Source organism: Paenibacillus tyrphae, from assembly GCF_024158745.1.
Classification (GTDB): Bacteria; Bacillota; Bacilli; order Paenibacillales; family NBRC-103111; genus Paenibacillus_G; species Paenibacillus_G tyrfis_A.
The window spans coordinates 308,456-324,740 of sequence record NZ_JAMZAW010000002.1 but is presented as its reverse complement, the minus strand read 5'-3'; the positions used below and the strand labels follow the sequence as shown (position 1 = coordinate 324,740).

At 54.8% G+C, this 16,285-nt stretch carries 11 protein-coding genes; 9 read left to right on the top strand and 2 right to left on the bottom strand.

All coding sequences use genetic code 11. The annotated features are described in order from the left end of the window. Nucleotides 1-61 precede the first annotated feature (61 nt). Nucleotides 62-1,606 (bottom strand): ATP-binding protein, encoded by a 1,545-nt coding sequence (locus NI000_RS04045; RefSeq protein ID WP_253407949.1) that lies wholly within the window; start codon nucleotides 1,604-1,606, stop codon nucleotides 62-64. Between the two features lie 409 nt (nucleotides 1,607-2,015). Next, the gene (locus NI000_RS04040) at nucleotides 2,016-2,207 is read right to left on the bottom strand and encodes a hypothetical protein (RefSeq protein ID WP_253407948.1); all 192 of its coding nucleotides are present in this window, start codon (nucleotides 2,205-2,207) and stop codon (nucleotides 2,016-2,018) included. Nucleotides 2,208-2,420: 213 nt separating this feature from the next. On the opposite strand from NI000_RS04040, the gene NI000_RS04035 reads away from it, so the two are divergent. The 9 genes from NI000_RS04035 to NI000_RS03995 all read left to right on the top strand — a co-directional run bounded on the left by NI000_RS04035 (nucleotide 2,421) and on the right by NI000_RS03995 (nucleotide 16,271). Further along, on the top strand, nucleotides 2,421-4,322 hold the full coding sequence (locus NI000_RS04035) for a DUF2334 domain-containing protein (protein ID WP_253407946.1): 1,902 nt from the start codon (nucleotides 2,421-2,423) through the stop codon (nucleotides 4,320-4,322). A 240-nt stretch (nucleotides 4,323-4,562) separates the two neighbouring features. Then, nucleotides 4,563-5,930: an MATE family efflux transporter gene (locus NI000_RS04030; RefSeq protein WP_253407944.1), complete on the top strand. Its 1,368-nt coding sequence runs from the start codon at nucleotides 4,563-4,565 to the stop codon at nucleotides 5,928-5,930. 173 nt (nucleotides 5,931-6,103) lie between these two features. After that, nucleotides 6,104-8,251 carry a sensor histidine kinase gene (locus NI000_RS04025; protein ID WP_253407942.1) on the top strand — a complete coding sequence of 716 codons (2,148 nt, stop codon included), beginning with the start codon at nucleotides 6,104-6,106 and terminating at the stop codon, nucleotides 8,249-8,251. Nucleotides 8,252-8,286: 35 nt separating this feature from the next. Next, nucleotides 8,287-9,012, top strand: a complete 726-nt coding sequence (locus tag NI000_RS04020; RefSeq protein WP_253407940.1) for a response regulator transcription factor — start codon at nucleotides 8,287-8,289, stop codon at nucleotides 9,010-9,012. 159 nt (nucleotides 9,013-9,171) lie between these two features. Beyond that, entirely contained in the window at nucleotides 9,172-11,022 is a 1,851-nt protein-coding gene (locus tag NI000_RS04015; protein WP_253407938.1) for a cache domain-containing sensor histidine kinase, read from the top strand. Next, complete coding sequence (locus NI000_RS04010) at nucleotides 10,997-12,631, top strand: response regulator (RefSeq protein WP_253407936.1); 1,635 nt, start codon at nucleotides 10,997-10,999, stop codon at nucleotides 12,629-12,631. Before NI000_RS04015 ends, NI000_RS04010 begins: the two co-directional genes overlap by 26 nt. A 344-nt stretch (nucleotides 12,632-12,975) precedes the next feature. After that, entirely contained in the window at nucleotides 12,976-14,358 is a 1,383-nt protein-coding gene (locus tag NI000_RS04005) for an ABC transporter substrate-binding protein (RefSeq protein WP_253407934.1), read from the top strand. Nucleotides 14,359-14,468: 110 nt separating this feature from the next. Continuing rightward, complete coding sequence (locus NI000_RS04000; protein WP_253407932.1) at nucleotides 14,469-15,377, top strand: carbohydrate ABC transporter permease; 909 nt, start codon at nucleotides 14,469-14,471, stop codon at nucleotides 15,375-15,377. Between the two features lie 18 nt (nucleotides 15,378-15,395). Further along, a complete protein-coding gene (locus NI000_RS03995) occupies nucleotides 15,396-16,271 on the top strand; it encodes a carbohydrate ABC transporter permease (RefSeq protein WP_051775513.1) in 876 nt (291 codons plus the stop codon). Nucleotides 16,272-16,285 lie beyond the last annotated feature (14 nt).

Sequence of the window (16,285 nt, the reverse complement as noted above, 5' to 3'; positions counted from 1 at the left end):
CCTTTCGAATCCCGTCGGAATCGAAAGGCTGTTTGCTTATATCGGACTCCCGTCTCGCTTACTAAGACCGGATCCTTCGGACGCCTTGCATATAAATGTCTACAGTCGTACCTTTTCCCTGCTCGCTGCTTATCTTCATGCTGCCCCCGTGATTTTCGATAATTTTAAAGGTGACCATGAGACCGAGTCCGGTACCTTTCTCCTTCGTCGTATAGAACGGTTCCCCCAGTCGGGGAATTCGGTCTTCCGGAATGCCGCAGCCTTGATCGGTAAACCGCATCAACAGCTTTCCGCCCTCCATTTTGCGGAATTCGGCGCGGATTTGTCCGCCTTCCGGCATGGCATCGATGGAGTTGTTCAGAATATTGATAAATACCTGCTTGATTTGATTCTCGTCGCAATTGATTTCGGGAAGATCGGGGTCCGCTTCCGTGACGATGTCGACATTATGGATCATGGCTTGAGAGCCGAGCAGCATAATCGTATTTTCCAGAATGGCAAAGGCGTTCTTCGGCTGGTACTTGACGACTTGCGGTTTCGCGATGACCAGAAATTCGCTGACGATAAAATTGATCCGCTCCAGCTCGTCGATCATGATTTCGAAGTAATTATCGTAGCCGCTTACCTTGCTTTGGAGCAGTTGGACGAAGCCTTTGAGCGAGGTTAGCGGATTGCGGATTTCATGAGCGACTCCGGCGGCTAACTGGCCGACGATCGACAGCTTCTCGGAGCGGAGAATCATTTCCTCGGCCCGCTTGCGCTCGCTGATGTCTTGACCGATCATGTAAACGCCGGCAATTTGTTTGTTGACGAAGATCGGGAAGTTAAATACGCTGAGCTCGACCGGGGTGCCGTCCTTGCGTACAAACGTAATCTCATAATGAGGAGTCATGCCGTTGAGCGTTTCCTCGAAATGGTCGAGCCACCGCATGTAATCTTCCGGGAAAATAAGCGGATTGATCGTGCGGTGAAGCAATTCCGCTTCCGCATAGCCGGTGACGCCGAACATGGCGGGATTGACGCTCGTAATGAGGCCCGCAAGGTTCAGCGAGCAGATCGGATCGGGATTGTGTTCGAACAGCGATTTATAGCGCAGCTCGCTTTCTTCGAGCAGCAGTTCGGTCTTTTTCTTGTCGTACAGCGCTTTGATCATCGCGTAAGACCGGGCGAACCGATGATCCTCTTCTTGGGCCAGCACGTTCTCGAAAATGCGATCGGCTTCGTCGTCGATGATGCCTTTGTCGAGATCCTTCATCTTTCCCAGAAGATTCATGACGTTCGTAATATGCTCGCCGTGAATCCAGGCGGCGGAAGCGGTTTTATAATGGGGCGTAGGACCGTGCTGCAATGTGACGATTCCTTTGCGCGGCTCGTACTCCGTTACGTGGTTCATATTGACCACATTCATCTGATCGATCAGGCGAAAGCCCTCCTCGTACAGCCATTCTTCGAAAGCTTCCAGCGACGCTGCCCAGTAATATTTATCGGAAACCGTATGAATGATATATTCTTTGTCCCGTACGCATTCGATTTTAACGACTTCATCAGAAGAGATGATGGTGATGTCAGAACTTTTTTTATCACGAATGACTGGGATTTTTTGCATATTTTGATATCACCTGCCTGTCACATTCGATTCATTATACCATGCTTGCCCCCATCGTAACAGATTAAAAAAAGGCCCGAAGGCAATCCGAACGGGGGTCAGGTGCTTCGGAGCGTAAGTGCCAAGCCGGCTTCCAAACGAGCTCTTACGGCTGGTAATGGCGCGGAGAAGCGGCCATTTCATTATATAGCGCGTCGAATCGGGAAGTAAATGCCAAGCCTTGGATAGCGGACTTTTGCAGAGGGAAACGGCGTGTAGTCTTTATTTTGAAAACAGGCAACGGAGGAGGGACAAGCTGCGCATGGAAGCTTGCGCATCAGTCGCAAGCCTCCGGACGACAGGGGGGAAGAGTTTCTTTCTTTGGCGGGATAAAGATACGGATGATGGAAAATAGCGGCTGAAGGTGCCTTTAGTGGGCTGGCGCGCCGGTTTCTTCCGGCAGAAAGGGGACTTGCCTCGCAAATTCGGTTTCAAGCGTAGACATGCGGTGTTCCATGGCTGACAATTTCCGCTCAAGGGCGGCAAAGCTTAGGGAAATTCCGGCATACCGTTTATGCAGGTCCGTCAGCTCTTTTGTTATCGCTTGCAGTTGATTTTCCATGCGTCGAAAGCACCCCTCTCTTGGATTTTTCGTTCTTCATATGATTCGAGCGGCGCAGATCCGTTTAGGTCCGTCGGCAGGGAGAGGAGAAAAAAATGGCGAATAAACAATGCTTTCGGCCCTATCGCTGCAAAAAAACATACTCGCCCGGCGGGAAATCTGGTACAATTCGGGTGTAGATTTACGCAGCAAGAAGGGAGCTCCGGACACCCAATGACCTATTTACGCCATTCGAAATGGCTACGTTTTGTTGTTTCTTTAATTGCGCTTACGCTGCTGCTGTCGGCGTATCGGATTTTTACCGTAGAAGGCGAGGCTCGTACGCCTAAATTCGTCTTAATGCGTCTGGAGGACATCGGTCCCGGCGGACAATATGCTTCGCTTGAGGAGCTTGGGAAGCTGAGAACCGTGCTGGAATATTTGCGCGATCAGAAGGTGGCGTATCATATGGCGGTGATTCCCCGCTGGATCAATCTGCCCCCGGACGGATCGCGGTACGACGTACCGCTTGACCAGGAGGCTAACCCGTACGCGGCCGCTTTTCGCAAGGTGCTCCAACAGGCTTCGGACAGCGGCGCGGTCATTGGCATGCACGGCTATACGCACCAAGTCGGCAGCGTGCGCCGGGATGACGGCCACCACGAATCAGGGATCGGCAACGAGTTTCAAGTGGAGGATGCGGAAGAAACGATGAAGGCATCGTATGCGGAGCAGCGAATCAAAGACGGGCTTGCGATATTCGAGCGAGCGGGACTGAAGCCGCAGTTTTGGGAGGCGCCGCATTACCGGACCACCGCCGAACAGGATCGGGTGTTCCGCTCCTACTTCGGCCTGAACTATCAGGCGGAGGTACAGTCTCACCGCAATGCCGAAGGCGTCTTTTATTGGAATCAGCGCAATTCCGGCTACGGCAGTCCGACGCTTGGCGCGGCTTACGTTCCGACACCTTACGACTACATCCCTTATAATAAAGATGAGAAAATGATTGTGGACCGGGTCGGTCAATCGAATCACGTGGCTTCCTTTTTTTATCATCCCTTTCTTGAGTTTAAATACTTGACCCCCGTCCTGGATCCGGGAGGCGAACCGGTCATGCGGGACGGCCTTCCGGAATATCGATACCCCGAGCAGAATAAAAGCGTGCTGCAAAAGCTCATCGCCGGTCTCCGGGCGAAAGGGTATGCCTTCCATTCCATCCACGACTATGTTCCGTTTACGCCTGCTCAAAGCGTCAAGCTGCTGCCGGGCGGCAAACAGAACGTTTATCTCGAAGATGCCGACGGCGACGGGCAAGCCGATACGATACAGTGGAATGCGGCGAATGGGGAGATCAGCGTAATTCCCGGCCGGTACAAGGGACTGCGCAATGAGGCGCAACCGGCGCCGGTGCGATGGGGGCAGGCGGGATATGCGAACGGGGCTGCCGCCGCCGTCAGCGGCAAAGATGCGGAAGGGCCATGCAGCTTCTGGACGGCGAATCCGGGCGGGCGCTTGGACCGCTACGTATCGGACGGGCGGCAGTTCCGTCTGGCGCAGAGCTGGAAAATTGAAGCGAAAGCTTGGAGCTCCCTATACACGCTCCCGTTATCGAACGGCGAAGTGGTTGTGGCCGGACTAACGAAGGATAAGCTTCAACTATACGGCTGGCGAATCCGGGGGAAGGAGCTGAAGCCGATTAAACCGTATAAGCTCCGAAGCGAAATGAATCAGGAGCTTCAGGTTCGCATGGAGGGCGGCCCCGCGCTGTTTGCTTCTAAAGACGGCGCCTCGGGTGGCATTCAGCTTCAGCCGGACATCGTCGACATGACGTGGAAGCTGACCCGTGTGGATCTCGGTCTCCCGAATGAAGACGGCTTGATCCGCCTCGGGGACTTCAACGGGGACGGCCGGGAAGACGCGCTCCGCTGGGACCCGAAGACGATGCGCTGCACCGTCTATTCAAGGGACGAGGACCGGGAGTGGAAGCTGCTTTCCACCTTCGGGCCGTGGGGGACGCAGGGAAAAGGCGTTAATCTGATGGTCCGGGACGCCGACGGCAATGGAAAAGGCGACCTTGTATTGATCGACCGCTCTGGCGGCACCTTGGATTTTGCCCTGTCTTACCAAAGCAAATAAGCAAGCTATGGAAAAGTACTACAGAGCGTCAGCTATCATATTGCATCTTTTCATTTCATTGAGCTGTTACCCGGCCCGGCGGATTTACGCCGGGCCGTTTTACATAGGAACGAAAGCGGCAAAATCTGCCTTGGAATAGGAAGAAAAGACTATAGTATTTTCTCCCTTGTTCAGTTCGGCAAATTCAGGCACAATGGGAAGAGATAGGTTAAAATTCTCATATCAACCGAGGACACAGAAATGAACAAGCGGCAGGCCGCATTTTTTGAAAACTGGAGGCGGATACTCGGACTTGCGCTTCCTTCCGTCATTTCCTTTGCTTCAGGCACCGTGACCGGTACGATCAACCTGATTATGGTCGGCCCGATGGGAGCGCTTGTCATTGCGGTCGTCGGCGTATCCAATATTGTCGCTTATAACGCATGGGCACTTTGCTCGGGCTTCGGGCATTCGATCAATTATTTGGTAGCGCAAAATTACGGGGCCGGACAAATGGATCAAGCGGTCCGCCGGACGTATGTTGCGCTATACGTCGGCATCGCGGTTGCGCTGTTGGCCGTTGCGGTCGGTTGGCTGGCACCGGACCTGATCTTGCGTCTGATGGGAGGCTCTGCGGAGCTGGTATCGACGGGCGAGAATTACCTCCGCTTCCGGTTGTACGCAGTGGCTTGTTTTACGATAAGCTTTATTTTTCATGGCTTTTTCCGGGGGATTGGAGATACGCGCACTCCGATGATCATGTCCATTATCGCAAACGCGGCCATGATCTTTTTTACCTATGCGCTGACCTACGGCAAGCTCGGATTTCCTGAAGTCGGCTTGGCGGGTGCGGGAATGGCGGTCTTTATTGGCGAAGGCTTAGGGCTGCTCGGCAGCGCCTACGTCTTCTTCGTTCGCCTGCACGCCCGCTACGCCACGCGGCGGCGTGTAGCGGTCAATGGGAGTGAAGCGCGGCTGATCGCCGGCGAATCCGGCAAGCTGGGGATGCAGGAGCTGGCCATGAGCGCGGCCATGTTCGTGTTTACGATGTTCGTTACCCGGCTTGGTACCGAGGCGCTGGCCGCCAACGAAGTCGCATTGAATGTGATGGGACTCGGATTTATGCCGGCGTTCGCTTTCGGGGCGACGGCGACGATTCTGGTCGGACAGGAGACCGGACGGGGGCAACCGCTGCGGGCAAGGCGTATGGGTACCGACGTTGCGGTGCTCGGCAGCTTGTTTTTGCTAGCGCTCGGCATCGTTGAGTTTGTTTTCTCGGAGGCGGTGGCGCGCTTGTATTCAAGCGAGCCTGCCGTATTCCGGCTGGCCGGCAAGCTCATCATGATTTCTGCCTTTCTCCAGCTGTTCGACGGGCTGTTGAACTATTACGCGGGAGCGCTGCGCGGTCTGGGCGACACAACCTTCCTGCTGCGGACGTCACTGGTGCTCAATTGGCTGTTCTTTGTACCGCTGGCCTACGTCTTAACCTTTGTCGCGGATCTTGGCAGCACCGGCGCCTGGCTGTCGCTCTACACCTTCCTTGCATCCTTTGCGCTGGCCTTGTGCATTCGGTTCTACCGTACGGATTGGACGTCGGTCCGCTCGAAGCAGTCGGCTCCGCACGCCTGAGTCCGGAGTCTGGAAAAAGCAGGATTTAACGCTTGAGGGGCGAATACACAATTGATCGAACCGATCAGTTTTAAACAACCATCATGTCAACAAGAATACCAAACGAAATTGGCTGAAAGAATCGCAAGCGGCATCCGCCGGTATCTCGAAGCCGGAGGAGCGTGAGGTAGCATATGCCGCTGGAACGAATATCGAGGCGGGTTGCCGCATTTATTACCATTGTCGTTTTTTTGATCGTAGGGCTGATTGCGGGGGAACGGTTGTTCTTCACCTACGGCAATTCGCCGACGGCGGTACGAGGCGAATTGGATCTGCGGCAATGGAACTGGGATCGGAAAGGACACCTTCCGCTAAATGGCGAGTGGGAGTTTTACTGGAACGAATTCAAGCATCCCGAAGACTTGGCTGCGGAACGCTTCGGTGCGCCAAGCTACGCCGGTCTTCCGGGTTCCTGGAACGGCATGACGAAGGACGGGACGGTGCTGACGGGCGAAGGGTACGCCACATACCGCCTCAAAATTTTATTGTCCGATGATGATCGGATGCTCGCCCTGCGGCTTCCTCCGATCTACACGTCTTATAAGCTCTGGGTAAACGGAAAGGAAATCGCGTCCGCCGGAACCGCAAGCAAGTCCGAGCCGGAATCGAAGCCTCATTTTTTAACCCAGCTGGCCGTCGCTCATACTCATACTAAGGAACTGGTGCTGGTTCTTCAAGTATCGAACTATTCGCACGAGAAGGGCGGCATCCGGCAGCCGATCGAATTCGGCCTATTCGAATCGGTGGCGAGGGCGAAGCAGCTGTCGGTCGGCTTCGATACGCTGCTGATCGGCAGCCTGCTGATTATGGGGCTTTATCATCTCGGCCTGTTCGTCGTACGGACCAAAGAGCTGGCCATGCTTTATTTCGGATTATTTTGCCTTGTATTCTGCCTGCGCATGGCGCTGATCGGGGAAATGGTCGTGACCCAGGCGTTTCCCCGCTTCGATTGGACGCTGGCGCTCGTTCTGGAGTATTTGACGGCGGATTTGAGCATGCCGCTGTTCGTCTTGTTTTTCGCCAGCATGTATCCGAGGGAAAGCTCGCGGAAAATAACGACGTATTTCTGCGCGGTAACACTGCTGTACGCCGTTGTCGTTCCGCTGCTGCCAACCATGCTGATTACGAAATGGCTCATCGTCCTGCAGCTCATTGTGGGAGCGGGTGTCGGCTACATTTTATGCATCATCGTGCTCGCCTTTTTGCGCAGAAGAGAGGGTGGAGGGCTGCTGCTGCTCGCCAGCTTGATCTTTGCCGCTACACTCGTCAATGATATGCTGTATGCTCACGAACTGGTGCAGACGACGGACAAGATGTCCGCTTTTGGCTTGCTGATCTTTATTTTCTCCCAATCGGTGCTGCTGTCGGTCAAGCTGTCGCGGGGGTACGGGAGCGAGGAGAAGCTTTCGGCTGCTTTGACGCAGCTGAACAGCGGGCTGCATAACAAGATCAAGGAACGGACGGCTGATCTCGAGCAGGCGAATTTGGAGCTGCAGCGGAAAAATGATGAGCTGTCGCGAATGGAGAAATCCCGAAGCCGGCTGCTCAGCAACATATCGCACGATTTGGGCACGCCGCTGACGACGATCCAGTGCTATTTGGAGGCCGTGCTGGACGGCATCGTGGATACGGAGGAGCAGAAAGAGCGTTATTTGCGGCTTATACACAGCAAAGTCATCAGCATGGACCGGTTGATCGAGGACCTGTTCCAGCTCTCCCAGCTTGAAGCCAGACAGGTGACCTTCAAAAAGCAGCTCATGCGCACCGACCGCCTGATCGAGCTGCTGTTCAGCCGCTACGAGCTGGATACGCGCAATGCGGGCATTCATTATATGCTGACGCTTCGGGCCGGAGGCGACGATCCGGCGAGTGAATTTTCCGCGGTGGAGGTCGATCTGGAGCGGCTGCATCAGGTGTTCAGCAACTTGATCTTCAATGCGATCAAGTTCACGCCGGAAGGCGGCTCTATTCAGGTAGAAATGATCGACGACGGAGAACAACTGCTGTGCCGGGTCAGCGATACGGGGGGCGGTATTAACGAACAGGATTTGCCTTACGTGTTCGACCGGTTCTATACCAGCAACCGATCGCGCAATTCTGCTGCGGGCGGCAAAGGGCTCGGGCTTTCCATATCCAGAGAAATCATAGAATACCATGGGGGACGCATCTGGGTCGACCGGACCGAACCGGGACACGGAACCGTGTTCTGCTTCACGATACCTGTTGCCGATCCCCAAAAAAAGCTTGACCGGCAGCAGTCCAATTGTTTATTCTCTTCTTAGGACCAGGGAACTACATCGATGCGGTGGTGAAACGGATGACGGAGCAAACAGTGTTAGTTGTGGAAGATGATCCCGAGATTCGGGAAGTGATCCGTCTTTACTTGGAAAAAAACAATTACCGTGTCCTACTCGCAATCAGCGGCGAAGAAGCGCTTAAGATCGCGGAGGCGGAGCGGCCGGATCTGGCGATATTGGACGTGCTTCTGCCGGGGCGAAGCGGCTTTGAAGTATGCCGGGAGCTTCGGGCGGTTTCTCCCGTGCCGATCTTATTTTTGAGCTGCAAAAAAGACGAAGCGGACAAAATCGCCGGCTTGAATCTGGGCGGCGACGATTATATTACGAAGCCATTCAGCCCGAACGAGCTGATGGCCCGGGTGCGCGCGCATCTGCGCAGGCCGCATTTGGCTGCGGCGGAGCAGGCGGGAGGACAGCCCGACAAGCTGGTCGTCGGCCATTTGCGGATCGACCGGTTAAGCCGTGTGGTGAGAGTGAACGGGCAAGAAGTAACGTTGTCCCGCAAGGAATTCGATCTGCTGAGCTTTCTCGCCTCGCGTCCGGAGCAAACCTTCAGCCACGAGCAGCTGTTTCGCGAAATTTGGGGACAGGAAAGCTTCAACGATACGAGAACGATTATCGTACACGTCAGCAACCTTCGCAAGAAAATCGAGCCGGACCCGTCGAATCCGAAATATATTATCAACGTCCATGGCGTAGGCTATAAATTCATCGCCGCCGGCGCGAGCCATGCACTGAAACTGTAAACCGTAACCTTGAGCCATTCAAGGCGCGGTTTATTTTTTTTGCCGGGCGTCAGGGAGGAGAGGCGGTATATTTACGCTCGAAGCAGGAGAGCCTGTAATTTTTATCCCTTTTCGGGCCCTGAGGTTTATGCTACAACAGACTAGAAAGAGGTGGTGGCTATGCCGTGGTTCGGAGCCCGCATGCGCCGGGCAACGGAGCGTTTCCGCGATTGGGGGCTCGAATGGAAGGTGTTCCTGATGACGTCCATCGTCATTCTGATCGCCGTGCCGCTGACGGGGGCATTCTCGTTCAATCAGGCGGCCCGCTATATCGAAGAGTACGCCTATAACGCCGCAGACCGGACGGTCAGCCAGCTTAGCGCCAATGTCGGCAACGAGCTGAAGAACGTCAGCGACAAGCTGTACTGGATCAATTCCAGCGACGAGCTGGCACGGGCGATCGAATGGAGCCAGAACCGGTCGGACGAAACGTATTCCGTCATTTTCAATAACGTATTTTCGCTGTTCTCGAAAGCGAGTCTGTCCTCCCCTACGATTCGCGGAATTTATTTATACACGCCCAAGGGAGAATTTTTCGAAGGGGTTCCGGCGGCAAGAAAGGAAACCGATTTCAAGGAGACGGCGTATTACGAAGCGATTAAGCCGTCATCGACGAACCGTTGGGTCTACGCCGGGGAAAATCCGCTCTTTGTCGAGGAAGGGGCGGTGATCGGTCTCGTTAGCAGACCAGCGACGGCCACCGGAGCGCTGGAACTGGACAATTATTTGGTGATCTCGCTGCGGGCAGACTATTTCGAACGCAACCTGCAGAGCATCCAACTGGTGCCCGACGGGTTCTCGATGATTTTGGACGAGAACGGTCGGCCGATCTTGCTATCCTCCCGCAGTGAGGTGACGGAACAGTTTCTGGAGCAGGCGCAGGTGCCGGATTTCTCGGTCAAACCGTCGTTTTTCGAAGTGAAGCTGGGAGATCAGACGTATCTGGTCAATCATAAGCCGATTCCGATTGCCGGCTGGCAGGCGCTAGTCGTTCAGCCGAAAAAGCAGCTGCTCGTCAAGATCGCTTACATTAAATATTTTACCGTACTGCTAACGGTGGCGCTGCTGGCGTTCTCTTTCTTCATGAACAAATCGATCGCCCGCTGGGTTACCCTTCCGGTGCGCAGGCTGCAGCGGCTCATGTCCCAAGCCCAAAAAGGCGACCTCGACGTGCGCTTCGCTTCCGAGAGCCGGGATGAGATCGGCGAGCTGGGGCGGCGGTTCGACGAACTGCTGGACCAAATTCAGCGGCTGCTGAAGCAGGTGGTGGAGGAGAGCCTCGCGAAGCGGAGGGCGGAGATGCGCGCGCTTCAAGCGCAGATTAATCCGCATTTTCTGTACAATACGCTCGACGAAATTTATTGGAAATCGCTCGAATTCAACGATTCGTCGGCCAGCGATATTATTTTGTCGTTGTCCCGCTTCTTCCGGCTCAGTCTGAATCGGGGCGAGGAAGCGACGACCGTGGAGAAAGAAATGGAACACGTCGGGCAGTATTTGAAGCTCGTCAATTATCAATACAAGCGGCAGTTTGCGTTCGAGGTGTCGGTGGACGAGCGGACGAAGGAAATCGTCGTACCGAAAATCATCCTGCAGCCTTTGGCGGAAAATGCGGTGCTGCACGCGTTTAAAGACAACGAGTATCAAAATAACCGGATCTATGTGAAAACCTTCCGGGAAGGAACGGACACGACGGTGCTGACCGTGGAAGACAATGGCTCGGGGATCGATCCGGAGCTGATCGGACTTTTCAACGCACCGCTGTATGACGCCGACGCAGCGACGGGCGTCGCTTCTCAGAGCGGAGAAGGTTACGCGATTATGAATATCAAGGAACGGCTCCGTTACTTTTTCGGGGAACGCGCATCGTTCCGGGTCGAGAGCCGGGTAGGGGAAGGCTCGCAATTCGAGATCCGCATCCGGGATGCGAAGGAGGAGGTACCGCATGAAAGTACTGCTGGTGGACGATAAGGAGAGCGTCGTGCAGGGCATCCGCAAGCATATTCCTTGGGAGACGCTCGGCGTATCGCAGGTCGACATCGCACTCGACGGCAAGGAGGCGCTGCTCTGCTATGCAAGCAATCCGGCCGATCTCATCGTGACGGATATCAAGATGCCGAATATGAACGGGATCGAGCTGATGGAGCACATCAGAGCACGCTTCGAGCGGGCCGTCCGTTTCGTCGTACTTAGCGGCTACGAGGAATTCGACTACGCGAAGCAAGCGCTCGCGCTCGGCGCTTCGAACTATGTATTGAAGCCGGTTGACATTAAAGAAATGACCGGGATTATCGCCAAGCTGCTCGGCGAGCTGCGCATGGAGCAGGAGCGGGACGCGCAGCGGGTAAAGTTTCAGCAGACGATCCGGCGCAGCCTGCCGGCCTTGCGGCAGCAATATTTGAACGAGATGATCCGGTTTCGGGACGAGCGGCAGGTACGCTTGCGGGATAAATGGGATTTTGCAGAAATTCCGCTCAAGCCTTCGAGCTTCGCGCTGCTGGCTGTCGCGATCGACCGTTTCGATGAAATTTCGCATAAACCCGTAGAGGAAGTCGAGCTCAGCCGCTTTATCGTCGAGAACATTATCGGCGACTGCTTGTCGTCGTGGGGGACAGGCATCGCTTTTTATGCCGAGTGGGGCCTGCTGGCGATGCTCGTCAATTACGATCCGGCCGAGCTGGCCAAAGAGATCAAGGAAAAGCTGTTGAAATTTGCGGACTGGTGCCGCACTTCGGTGGAGAAGCATTCGGGCCTCACGGTAACGATCGGCATCAGCTCGTTATGTCCGGAGCTGCGCGAGCTGCCCGGCGCATACCGGGAAGCATGCGAGGCAATCGAGCATATGTATTTTTTCGGGAACAACCAGGTGGTGCACGTGGAGGACTTGATTCCGTTTCGGATGAAGCGGACCGGTTACCCGGCGCTTCAGGAGCAGGAGCTGCTGACGCTCGTCAGGCGGGGCCAGGCAGAATCGGCCCAGGAAGCGGCGGCTTCCTTCTTCCGTGCGCTCGAAGGGGAGGAGGGCAAGCCTGCCGACTTCCGCTTCTCCTGTATTCAGCTTGTCACTGCGCTGAACCGGCTTCTGCACGATCTGGGGATGGCGGAAGGGGAACGGGGCCCGCTGCCCGAGGCGTGGTTTGAGCTGTGCAACCGCGCGAAGCTGGGCGAGCTGAAGGAGCATATTCCGGTCTGGTTCCATCAGGCGGCGATGCTGGTCAAGCAGTTTGTCCAAGCGGGCTCCAAATCCATTGTCGGCGAAGCGAAGACGTTCATCGAGCAGAATCTGCTTCAGCCGATCGGGTTGTCGGCGGTAGCGGATTATGTCGGCGTCAGCCCCAACTACTTCAGCGGCCTGTTTAAACGGGAGACGGGAATCTCCTTCGTGGAGTACGTCACCGATCTGAAGCTGGCCCAGGCCAAAGACTGGCTTGAGGACGCCGCGATTCCCATCTATGAGATTGCCGAGCGGCTCGGATACCATGACCGCAAATATTTCCGCGAAATTTTCAAGAAAAAGAACGGCATCACGCCGTCCGAGTACCGCGAGCAGCGGCTCGGCACCTCGACGGGGGAGGAGTAAATCCTCCCCTGGAGTGTTGAGAAACCCGGAAGTAGAAAAACTCAGACAAATAGAGGTGGGGTATATCCCGTAAGAGTTTACGTCCGCCTTTGAAACCCGTGAAAATACCGCAAATTCTAATCAAGTTCACGGGTTTCAAGAGCGGCTGGAGGGATATACCCCACCGGCGTATGCTGAGAGTTTTCTGCGCGAAGCGGGTTTCTCGACAGCTCAAGGAGGAGTAAATCCTCCCCCTCGCTCATGAAAATTCCCTCCCTAGGAAATTCGACACGGTTCGCTATACTTGGAAATAGGAAGATCAACTCACGTATACGCAGAGAATCTTATAGGGGAGGACGAAGTTCGTGAATACAAAAAGCTATGTAAAGCTCGGGTTGGCGATGGCACTGGCTTCATCGGCGCTGGCAGGATGCGGCGGCGGCGAACAAACGAAAGCCGGCTCCGAAAGCGGCGGCGGGGCAAGCGGCCAACCGGTCAAGCTGAAATTTTGGACCAATGCGCGGCATGACGCCGACTTGATGAAAACGAAGCTGGACGAGTTCAATCAGAAGTTTAAAGGCAAGATCGAAGTCGAATCCCAGATCATGACGGACAACTACGAGCAAGCGCTGCAAACGGCGATTCAAGCGGACGAGGCGCCGGACATTTTCAACGCCAAAATGAAGCTCAAGTTAGAAGATTTGGTCAAAATGAAAGCGATTCAACCGCTCGACGAATTTTTGACGCCGGAAGTAAAGTCTCGCTTTGGCGACAATCTTCTGAAGGTCGACCGGCAAAACTCGCTGGACGGCAAAACCTACAGCCTTCCGAACTACGGTACAACCTGGAGGCTGGTTTATAACAAAGACCTGTTCGCCAAAGCCGGCCTGAGCGAGCCGCCGAAGTCGATGGCGGAGCTTGTGGATTATGCGAAAAAAATTACTGAAGCCGGCAAAGCGGATAACGTATACGGCTTCGCGTTAAATATGAAGACGCCTGCCTCGGCCTTCGAGCGCGGACTGCTGCCGATGGTTCGTCTCGACGGCAAAGACTACTACGACTGGAAAAACGGGAAGTATGATTTCGAGGTGCTGAAGCCTTACGTCCAAGCGCTGAAGCAAATCGTCGATAACAAAAGCATTCTTCCGGGCTACGAATCGCTGGATATCGACCCGCTGCGCAACCAGTTTGCGGCAGGCAAAATCGGCATGTACTTCTCGCTGTCCGCCGAGCCGGGTGTGTATGATACGCAGTTCCCGACCAAAGTCAACTGGGGCGTAGCGCAGGTGCCGACGCTCGACGGCGGAACGCCGAAGGGCGCGAACTATATCAACGGCGGCGCATCCTGGCTGTATATGTCCGGGAAAAGCAAGCACAAAAAAGAAGCCTGGGAGCTGCTGAACTTCCTCTACAGCGATGACGTGCTCGTTCCTTACTACGAGCAGGGTAAAGGCATCAGCGTCGTGCCCAGCGTTCTCGGCAAAGCGAAAGAGCCGACGCTCAAAAACTTCAAGGAATTCGCGCCGAAGGACGATGTCATGTGGCCGGCCTATCCCGTACACAAAATCGAGGGCAAGCCGTGGCAGAACGTCATCTCCGAGACGATTCTCGGCCTGACGCCGCTTGACAAAGGGATCGAAGATCTGAACAAGCGTTACAACGACGGCTTGAACAACGAAGAAAAAGCCGGCAACATGAAGCGGATCGTCGAGCCGAATTTCGACCCGCGCAGCCAAATTAAAAAATAAAGTTCTCGTTTGCATAAACGACCGGGCAGCAGGTGGCTCTCCTATATGGATATCCGGGAGTCGCCTGCTCTCTTTTTGCCAAAAACCGCCTTTGGAAGGAGCTGATTTGCGTGCCGCTCAAAAAAAGATTGAAGGAATATACGGGACCTTACATCATGGTTCTGCCAACGGTCGTTCTCCTGCTGCTGTTTGCCATCTATCCTCTGGCATGGGCCTTCAAATATATGTTCTATGACTATGACGGCTTCTCGGATGCGACCTTCATCGGGCTCGAAAACTTTGTCCGGCTGTTCACGCGCGACTCGCAGTATTGGCATTCGGTCTGGAACACGCTGGTGTTTACGGCCGGGAAGCTCGTCATTACTTTGCCGCTTTCTCTTATTTTAGCTTTCATCCTGAACAACAAGCTGTTCGGCAAAAATACGATGCGCGCCATCATTTTCATGCCGACCATCATCAGTACGGCCGTCATCTCGCTCGTCTTCTACCTGATGTTCAACTCGTACAACGGGATTATTAACAAGATGCTTATGTCGATCGGACTAGTCGATCAACCGATCGAATGGCTCGGCGTCAAGTACTCGATGTTTACCGCCATTCTCGTCGCCATCTGGGGCGCGGTCGGGAACTACATGGTGCTGTTTCTCGCGGGCCTGCAGGGCATCTCGAACGATTTGTACGAAAGCGCGGCCATCGACGGCGCCAATAAGGTTCAGCAGTTCTGGTACGTTACGATACCGCTGCTCGGGCCGGTCATGCAAATCATCGTCATGCTGGCGATTGTCAATACGCTCAAGAGCTACGAAAGCATCATGGTCTTGACAGCCGGAGGTCCCGGCGGCAAAACGGAAGTCATGTACTTGTACATCTACAAGCTGTTCTTCCCGGTGTCCGAGGGCGACGCGGTCGTGCAGCAGTACGGCTACGGCGCTGCCGTAGGCTTCGTTTCCGCGCTGATCGTCGGTCTGCTTACATCAGCTTACTTATATATCTCGCGCAAATCCAGTCAGGCGCATTAAGGAAGGAGGAACCGTATCATGAGCACAATCGCCGCCAAAAAGGGCGCTTCCGTACGCGTCGGCCCGCTGCTGGCCTGGACGATCGTCTGGATCTTTCTGCTGAGCATCGTCATCGCTATATTGTATCCGGTCGTCTTTACGCTATTCGGCTCGTTTAAGTCGAACTTCGAGCTGCTGAACAGTACAAGCATCTGGCCGAAGGAATGGCATTGGAAAAATTACGCCGAGGCCTGGGAGCGGGCCAACTTTGCAAAATATACGTGGAACAGCTTGTTTATCTCCATCGCGTCCACGGTCATCAATATCATCGTCTGCTCGATGGGTGCTTATGCGCTCGGCCGGCGCATGTTTCCGGGACGCGGCCTCATCATGGCCGTCCTTGCGGTCACGATGTTCATCACGATCGGGGCCATTACGTACCGTCCGCTCTACGACATGATGCGCGAGGTGCATTTGCACAAGTCGCTGTGGAGCATCGTACTGATCTTCGTGGGTACGCACTTGTCCTTTAATATTTTTCTGCTTGAGCGGTTCGTACGCTCCATTCCGAAAGACTTGGATGAGGCGGCGACGATCGACGGTTGCGGATTTTTCGGGATCTATTGGCGCATTATTTTGCCGCTGCTTACGCCGGGCCTCGGTGTCGTCGGGCTGTTTACGTTTCGCGAGTCGTGGAACCAATACGTGCTCCCGCTTATTTTTACGATGACGAATCCCGACTTGCGGCCGCTGACGGTCGGCGTCATCTCGCTGAAGTACTCCGCTAACGCTGCGGCGGAATGGCACTTGATGCTGTCCGGCTCGATGGTATCGATGCTCCCGATTCTGGTCGTCTACTTCCTGATGAACAAGTCGTTCATCGCCGGCATGACCAGCGGCTCCGTCAAAGGGTAAGCACGAGGGCATGC